An 8638-nucleotide genomic window follows, 5' to 3' on the forward strand; every position below is an offset into this window, starting at 1 on the left:
CCTTACATCCGATTTAGACCGGTTCCATAATATATATTTTAGCATACTTGGAAGGCTTAATTTTTTAACCATTCAAATTGTGTTTCAATAATATTTAATTTTTCTACCGTTTCGTGATTAATACTTTTATTTAATACATGAACTGCTGTCTCACCAGCTAAATAATAATTAAACTTTACAGTCCCAATATGTGGTGCCACAATTTCTGTCATCTTATTTCCGCCAAATCCAATAATCGTTGGCATATCAACTTCTCTTTTTAAAAGTGTATGGTATATACCTAAAGCTATATTATCCGTAGCTGCGACAATTACTTCGTCTTCTCTTAACTTAATATCATTACCTAATATTTGTGCATCTTTAATACTGAAACTACTTTCAATAAATGTTGGTTCGATGCCTTGTTCCTTTAGTGGAATAAACAGACCTTCTTTTCTAGTTTTACCGACTGCAATGTCATGTTCAGAAACACCGATATATGTAATATTGTGCTTTTGATGTTTCAATAACCATTCTGCAACTTGATTACCTGCTTGGAAATCATCGTGAACAATCGATAAAAGTGATTCATGAGATTGACCAACAATAACAATCGGGCATTCAACTGACTCAATTGCTTTCATATGTTCTTCAGAAATGTTCGTTGCCATCAAAATAATGCCGTCCACTTTACGCTTAGCTAACATATAAATAGAATCAATTTCTCTATCTTTTGATAAATCTGTATTCACAATCATTGTTTGAACATTTTGTTTAAGTAAAGTTGTTTCAATACCTTTTAACGTTTCAGTTGTTGCATAAGAATCTAGCCTAGGTACAATTGCACCGATCAGACCTGTTCTCTTAGCCTTTAAACTTTGAGCAAATTGATTCGGTTTATATCCTGTTTCTTCTACTACTTTATGTATTTTTTCTTTTGTACTTTTACTAATGGAGCCGCCATTTAAATATCTAGAAACTGTACTTTTAGAAACACCTGCCATATTAGCAATATCTTTAATCGTCTTCATGTATACACCTCTCAGTGATTTATTTTATCATAAAACCGTTTCCAATACTTTATAAATAAAATACAGTTTTAAACAAAAAAACCTAGAAACAAAGCCAAATGTCTTTGTTTCTAGGTTAAATATAATTTATTGTTTTTCAACTGTTATTGTCCATGAAGCATCTCCAAGTTGTTCATAATTCGTAACTGGATAGCCATTTTCTGCTGCCCAATTTGGAAGTGCTTCTGTCGCTTGCGTGCAATCAAAATCAATTTTCAATTGTTCGCCTACTTGTAATTCATCCATTTTATTTTGTGCTTCTATTAATGGGAACGGACATACCATTCCTACTGTACCTAATTCATGTACCATATATATTGACTCCTTTTATTAAATACTTTGTGTGCTAACTTGTGCTTTTGTTTGTCTTGCTTTTCTAGGTTTAACAAAGATGAAATAACTCATAAACCATGCACCAAAAATCATTGATGGTAAAGCAACCCAACCTTGCCAACTCATAGCTGCTGTTGAAACTAAACCATTACCGATTGAACAGCCACCTGCTAATGATGCACCAACACCCATGCAAGCACCACCGATAACACTGTTTCTTATTGTTTTAGTATCTGGCATTCTCCATTTGAATTCTCTTGAACCTTTTGCTGCAATATATGAACCGATAAATATACCAAGTACTAAAAATACGCCCCAGTTTATTAATGAAGCATCACCTGTAACTAAGTATTGTACGATATTTGCTGAAGGTGTTGTAATACCAAGGCCAGCAATTCTTCCTGTTGAAGCACTCATTGGCCAAGCAATTAATGCTATTATTCCTACTGCAATTGCAGCTGCAAACGGGTGATATCTTTTTTCAAATAAGATATGACGAATACCTGTATATTTTTGTTTTAATTGAGGAATTGCTACTTTTGGTTTTTTTAGTGTTTTTGTAACAAAATAAACTGTAACAATCACTAAAATAGCAATCAATACCCATACAGGTACATTAAGTGTTTCTGCCATATTTGAGTTAACAACACTATATGAATTAATTTTTTCTTGAACAGGGTTTAATGGTCCAGATTTCATAATTGCTGCTGTTACACCATATAATACTAAGGCTATCCAGCTTCCAATTAATCCCTCGCCTGCTCTATACCAAGTCCCAGTCGCACATCCACCAGCTAAGATAATTCCGATACCAAATACAAAAGATCCAAATATCGTACCTACTAATGGAAATGTTTCTGCTTCTAGCTTAAATACACCTAATCCTACTAGTGTAAATAATCCAATACTTTGAATAGAGATTGCAATTAATAAAGCATAAAACATTTTATTATTTTTCTGTACATACATATCTCTAAACCCGCCTGTTAAACAAAAACGTGTTCTTTGCATAACAAAGCCAAGTAATATTCCGACTATAAGTCCACTTATAATCATCCAAACCATATAAACAACTCCTTATTCCTATTACAATGATAGGAATAATAATATATCATATACAACACATATTCAAGTTAACATTTGATTACAAATATCAGACAATTCAATAAAAAAACAGCCATAGCAATAAGCTACAGCTGCTCCTTATCATCTTCATCCATCCCAAGTTCTTCTTCCATTAATTTTTGTTCGGCTTTTAAATATTTTTTATAGCCTATTTTTGAAATAACAATGCTGATTTCATAAAGTAAAATCATTGGTAATGTAAACAACATATGTGTCATAAAGTCAGGTGGTGCGATTAACGCAGCCACAACAAGTAAAATAAAATACGCATATTTTCTATTTTTCTTTAAAAACATTGGTGTAACGATACCTAATCGTGTTAAAAATAGTAATAAAATAGGTAATTGAAAGACAAATCCGAATGGTATGGTAAATTTAAACATTTCACTAAAGTACTCTTTAATCCCGATTGTTTGCTTAATCCCCATATCATCAGCTAATCCCATTGTAAACGAAATTAAATACGGAAAAATCACAAAGTATGAGAATAATAAACCACCTACAAATAAAATTAAACTAAATGGTATATAACTTAATGTCACTTTTTGTTCTTTCGGATGTAAACCTGGAGATATAAATGCCCATAATTCATATAAAATGACAGGCGATACAATGATAAATGCAATCACAATTATCATTGTTATGTATATCGTTAATGGATCCGTTATTCTAAATGCATTGAGTTCTAATGTTTGTGTAAAATCATCATTTGTTATATAAAAAATAACGGGTTTAGCTACGAAAAAGCCAACGATGAGACCACCAACAAGGAAATATGCAATAATCATAATACGTCCACGAAGTTCTTCTAAGTGTTCGACAAATGTTAAATTGTCTTTATCCACGGTCTTACCTCCAATCTAAAAAAGATGTGGCAGGAAACCCGCCACATTCTTGGGAACATCTGTTAAATAAAATTCTATTTAACTTCTTTATCTTTGCCATCTTCTGGAGTGCTTTTCTTCTCATCAAAGTTTGTCATGCCATCAGTCGCATCTTTAAATTCTTTCAAAGTTGAACCCATTGCTCTACCGAATTGTGGTAATTTCTTTGGTCCAAATATAATTAATGCAACTACCCCTATAAATAATAAACTGACTGGTCCTGAAATACCAAGTGTGTTAATAAACATTAAAGCTTCCATTTGATACCCTCCTATTGATTCTTCATAAAGAAGATTAAAGATTGTAATTCAATTCCTAAATCTATATGATGAACCTGCACTTTCTCAGGTACATTAATTCTTTGAGGTGTAAAATTCAAAATACCAGTAATACCCGAAGATGTTATACGATCCGCAACTTTTTGAGCTGCTTGTTGTGGTACTGTTAATATTACAACTTGTATACCTACTTCTTCAACTACCTTTTCAAAATCATCCATACTATCCACAGTTAATTTACCAACCATACTACCAATGATATCTTCTGATTGATCAAAAGCAGCTACAATTTGCATTCTATCATTAACAGTAAAGTTATAATTCACAAGTGCAGTACCTAAATTACCAACACCAACGATTGCGACTTTAGTCATATCATCTTGTTCAAGCGTTGTTCTAAAAAATTTAAGTAAATAACTAATATTGTAACCATAACCCTTTTTACCTAATTCACCAAAATACGAAAAATCTCGACGAATAGTAGCTGAATCAATTTTAAGTCCTTCACTTAATTCTTTCGATGAAACACGATCTACGCCAGAATTATGCAATGTGCTAACAAATCTATAATAAAGAGGCAAACGTTTCAAAGTTGCTTTAGGGATCTTCACATCATTCTTTGCCAAAATCCTCACCTTTTCCAATATAAAATAATGTGATTGCGTTCACATCTAATGGCTTAATTATAACAAACTTCACGTAAAATAACTATATAAATATTGTATGTGATTTACATACAATTATCACTCGTTTTCATGTAAAATAATAACTAATAGAGAGGTGTAAACATGATACTTTTACAAATAAATAAATTAGAGAAATCTTATGATGGAGAAGTTATATTCTCTGATGTAGATTTCGAAGTAAAAACCGGTGAAAGAATCGCTATTGTTGGTAGAAATGGCGCGGGAAAAACAACATTAATGAAAATCATCGCTGGTGTTGAGTCGTATGATGAAGGAAATATTTCTAAAGGTAAACAAGTTACGATGGGATACCTTACTCAACAAATGACATTAGATTCTAATGACACTGTTATGAATGAAATGAAAAAACCATTTAAAGACGTCATCAATATTGAAGATAAAATGAAAACTTTAACAGATTGGTTAAGTATTCATGCTGATGAATATGACCAAGACATATATAAAGAAAAATTGTCACAATACGAAGCGTTATCTAATCAATATGAATTAATGGATGGCTATAATTACGAAAGCAAAATTAAGACCGTATTAACAGGTTTAGACTTTAAAGAATCTGACTTTGATAGACAAATTCAATCATTTAGCGGTGGCCAAAAAACAAGATTATCTATGGCTCAAATGTTATTAAGTGAACCTGATTTACTGTTACTCGATGAACCTACCAACCATTTAGATATGGAAACGACTGAATGGCTAGAGAATTATTTAACACACTTTAAAGGTGCAATTGTTATTATCAGTCATGACAGATACTTCTTAGATAAAATAGTCAATCAAGTATATGATGTCGCTTTAGGTTCTGTTAAAAAGTATGTCGGTAATTATAGTAGGTTCTTAAAAGAACGAGATGCACATTACGAAAAAGTCATGGCTGAATATGAAAGACAACAAAGTGAAATTAAAAAGTTAGAAACATTTGTCGAAAAAAATATTACACGTGCTTCAACAAGCGGCATGGCAAAAAGTCGTCGTAAAGTACTAGAAAGAATGGAAAGAATCGAAAAGCCGAGACTTGATGCTAAAAGTGCACAAATAAATTTTGAAATAACTAGAGCTACTGGTGAAGATGTCCTTAAAGTTCAAAATTTAGATATCGGTTATTCTAAAAGTATTACACCACCTATCAACTTAGAAGTGAAGCGACATGATCGTATTGCGATAATTGGTCCAAATGGTATTGGTAAATCTACGTTGATTAAAACAATTGCTCAAAAAATACCTGCTTTAGGTGGGAATATTGTTTATGGTTCTAATATTCAAATTGGTTATTACGACCAAAAACAAGCAGAATTCACTTCTAATATGACAATCTTAGACTATGTTTGGAATCAGTATGCACATATGCCTGAGAAAGATATAAGAACGATTTTAGGTAGATTTTTATTTACTCAAGAAGAAGTAAAAAAAGTCATCAATGATTTATCTGGTGGAGAAAAAGCTAGACTTCAACTCGCTTTACTCATGTTAGAAAAAAACAATGTCCTCATTCTAGATGAACCTACCAACCACTTAGATATCGATTCTAAAGAAATGTTGGAACAAGCTTTGCAAAATTTTGAAGGTACATTACTCTTTGTATCACATGACCGTTACTTTATTAACGAACTAGCAAATAATATTTTCCACATCACACAAAATGGAAATGAATTATTTAGAGGCGATTACCAATATTATTTAGAAAAGCTAGAACAACGTGAGGCTATTAGTCGTTATGAACAAGAAGACATCCAATCTACTGAAACGCCTAAAGACGATCAATATTACGCAAATCAAAAGCAACTAAAAAAAGAAAAGCGTAAACTCGAAAGACAGTTAGAAGAAATTGAAAATAATATTTCCACATATGAAGAACAAATCTCTGACTATGAACATCAACTGACGTTACCAGAGATATTTAATGATATTGAAAAAAGTAATGAAATTAATAACTTAAGAGTTGAAGCAGAACGTTTGCTCGAAGAAAACATGGAAAAATGGGAAGAACTTGAAAGTAAGTTAAATTAACGAAAAACGACTGAGGTAAATTTTACACCTCAGTCGTTTTTTTCTGAAATAATTAAACACATCTTTATACACATCAAAAAGTCTTATTTTTCAAGTAATCCACAAAGTTATCCTAGTTATCCACAAGTAAAATGTAAAATATCGATCTGAATCAACTATTTTATCCACAAATATTTAAAAACTTATACTAATGTTATCCACAAAATGTGGTTAACTTGTGCACAAGTACAAATGTTCTGTATTGACTTTATCATGAATACGTTAAAAACCTTATAACAACGGTCTTTATATTGATTTTTAAGCGTTCGTTTTTATACGAACAAAATGTTTATTTTATCCCTATTTACCCCCTATTTATACCTAAACTGTCGGAACAACTGTCGGAAGCTAAACTTATTCACAATTGTCACTTGGACAAGTAAGATAGGGTTTGTTGATAAGTACCATCACACTTAGAATTAAAAGAGCTTGCTAAATATGAGATTTTAAAAAATATGTCGGAGACTTGGGGATTTGTTAAAAATGAGGCTGCTATTAGGAATCAAATTCTATCAAAATAATACTTGTTCTTATAGTGTGACTATTAATTCTATATGAGGTGTTTAATGAGTGTGAAATTAATAAGTTTGATAGTGAGCATAGCAAGTTAGAGGTACTAGAGAATGGTGAGAAAGTGTTATTAAATATGGATTGTATTGTGGAGATAGAGTAAAATTATAATAATGGAAGTTCAAACAAATGAAGGGAATGGTAGAATGAACATTTTAAAAGTTATAATGTCTTTATTAGTTATAGCTATTTTGATGATAGGATTATCTTTTGCTGCGTTTATGGTGTATGAGAACACAATAACAAAAAAGGATGAAGTATCAACCAGTGTTAATGAACAACATCAAACTGTCGAAAACGATACTAGTATGAATAGTGAACAAATAGCAGAGGATAACAACGAAGTGTCAGAAGAAAAGCCCGAATACTTACCTCACTTATCTGATAAAAATTATGCATTCAGACTTATGACACTAAATAGAGATGCATTACCTGAGGGAAGTAGAGAACAAAAAGAATATGATGGCACTATACAAACTGCACGTACAAACATTGCAAATGGTTTAGGTAAAGACTTTGATTACAAAATAGTTGAACAATATGAAGCAATAAATGCTGCAGGTGGTAATCAAGAAAAGGCTCAAGAATATATTAAAAACAATCCATATAAATAACCCACCAATTAAGGTGGGTTTAGTTATACTTAAGTAAAAAATTGTAATACCACACCAACAATACTAATTATTGCTGGTACACTAATACCTATCCAAAAACGCTTTGATGTAACTTTTTTATCATTTATTTCAATTTTTAAATCAGATACTGCATTTTTTATATCTCTAGATATTACTTCTTTTGTAGAATTTATTTTTTGATCGATACCATCAAATCTAGTATCCATATGCTTTTTATGTTCTTCGAATTCTGGTCTAGTTATATAATCTGTACTCATACTATCTACCTCCACTTCTTGAAAGCCTAAAGTACCAGTCTGTTTATTTAAAGTATACGTTCTTGTAGAATTATCCCCATATTTCTTATACTTAGGATGATTATTTATAACATAAATATTATCATTCTTCTTAATAGAAATTACTCATTTCAACTTGAAGGGTGTCTATATCTTTTACCTCTCCATGTATTTCTTCATGTCTTCTTAATCCTAGCTCAAGAGCATTTTTAAGTTGTTTAGCGAGACTTGGATTCATAATTATTTTTTGATTATCAAGAAAGCCATTTGGTGTGCTTTGCTTAAAATTTACAATAAAATCAGTAATACTAGTTTGTACATCTAACGAATTAGCATAAAACATAGAAAAGTTTTCACCATGAATATAATCGTCTTCTTTAGTAAAACTCATTTCAATATTTTTTTCTTCCATATTCTTTACCCCTTTTTAGTCTAATTAAATACATATTACACTAAAATTAAATCGGACAAAAGGCGGAACATGTATCGAACAATTTTTTGTTATAAAACTAAAATGTATTTTGAAAAATAAAACCCTACCACTATTGTGATAGGGCATAGGATAACTTAATTAGATTTGTTTATATTTGGAAGAGAAACAAACCTATAATCATTGTAACATAATAAAAACCCCATCACAAAAAAGTGACAGGGCAAGTTAATGGTTATTTATATATGAAAATCCAGCACTATATAAGTGCTTATATATAGTAATACTACACTTTAGGTATTAAATCAA

Annotated in this window: 10 protein-coding genes; 2 read left to right on the plus strand and 8 right to left on the minus strand. The window is 31.1% G+C overall.

What is annotated here, in order from left to right; genetic code table 11:
• Positions 1–56: 56 nt before the first annotated feature.
• From LQ677_RS10975 to LQ677_RS11000, 6 genes are all read right to left on the minus strand, one after another.
• Entirely contained in the window at positions 57–1010 is a 954-nt protein-coding gene (locus LQ677_RS10975) for a LacI family DNA-binding transcriptional regulator (RefSeq protein WP_126477687.1), read from the minus strand.
• A gap of 126 nt (positions 1011–1136) precedes the next feature.
• Positions 1137–1361 carry a sulfurtransferase TusA family protein gene (locus LQ677_RS10980; protein ID WP_025905061.1) on the minus strand — a complete coding sequence of 75 codons (225 nt, stop codon included), beginning with the start codon at positions 1359–1361 and terminating at the stop codon, positions 1137–1139.
• Between the two features lie 18 nt (positions 1362–1379).
• A complete protein-coding gene (locus LQ677_RS10985; protein WP_037589605.1) occupies positions 1380–2447 on the minus strand; it encodes a YeeE/YedE family protein in 1068 nt (355 codons plus the stop codon).
• Positions 2448–2572: 125 nt separating this feature from the next.
• Positions 2573–3352, minus strand: coding sequence for a twin-arginine translocase subunit TatC (gene tatC / locus LQ677_RS10990; protein ID WP_049320457.1), 780 nt, complete (start codon positions 3350–3352; stop codon positions 2573–2575).
• A gap of 74 nt (positions 3353–3426) precedes the next feature.
• On the minus strand, positions 3427–3651 hold the full coding sequence (tatA, locus tag LQ677_RS10995) for a twin-arginine translocase TatA/TatE family subunit (protein ID WP_025905058.1): 225 nt from the start codon (positions 3649–3651) through the stop codon (positions 3427–3429).
• Positions 3652–3662: 11 nt separating this feature from the next.
• Entirely contained in the window at positions 3663–4295 is a 633-nt protein-coding gene (locus tag LQ677_RS11000; RefSeq protein WP_025905057.1) for a redox-sensing transcriptional repressor Rex, read from the minus strand.
• 162 nt (positions 4296–4457) lie between these two features.
• Here LQ677_RS11000 and LQ677_RS11005 point away from each other — a divergent pair, with 162 nt between their 5' ends.
• Both LQ677_RS11005 and LQ677_RS11010 read left to right on the plus strand, forming a co-directional pair.
• Positions 4458–6380 (plus strand): ABC-F family ATP-binding cassette domain-containing protein, encoded by a 1923-nt coding sequence (locus tag LQ677_RS11005; protein WP_239748831.1) that lies wholly within the window; start codon positions 4458–4460, stop codon positions 6378–6380.
• A gap of 722 nt (positions 6381–7102) precedes the next feature.
• Positions 7103–7603 carry a hypothetical protein gene (locus tag LQ677_RS11010; protein WP_239722859.1) on the plus strand — a complete coding sequence of 167 codons (501 nt, stop codon included), beginning with the start codon at positions 7103–7105 and terminating at the stop codon, positions 7601–7603.
• 29 nt (positions 7604–7632) lie between these two features.
• On the opposite strand, the gene LQ677_RS11015 is transcribed toward LQ677_RS11010, so the two are convergent.
• Positions 7633–7881, minus strand: coding sequence for a hypothetical protein (locus LQ677_RS11015; RefSeq protein ID WP_239705787.1), 249 nt, complete (start codon positions 7879–7881; stop codon positions 7633–7635).
• Between the two features lie 130 nt (positions 7882–8011).
• Positions 8012–8311 carry a DUF3467 domain-containing protein gene (locus LQ677_RS11020; protein WP_239705786.1) on the minus strand — a complete coding sequence of 100 codons (300 nt, stop codon included), beginning with the start codon at positions 8309–8311 and terminating at the stop codon, positions 8012–8014.
• Positions 8312–8638 lie beyond the last annotated feature (327 nt).

The organism is Mammaliicoccus sp. Q-M61, from assembly GCF_022386055.1.
Classification (GTDB): domain Bacteria; phylum Bacillota; class Bacilli; order Staphylococcales; family Staphylococcaceae; genus Mammaliicoccus; species Mammaliicoccus sciuri_A.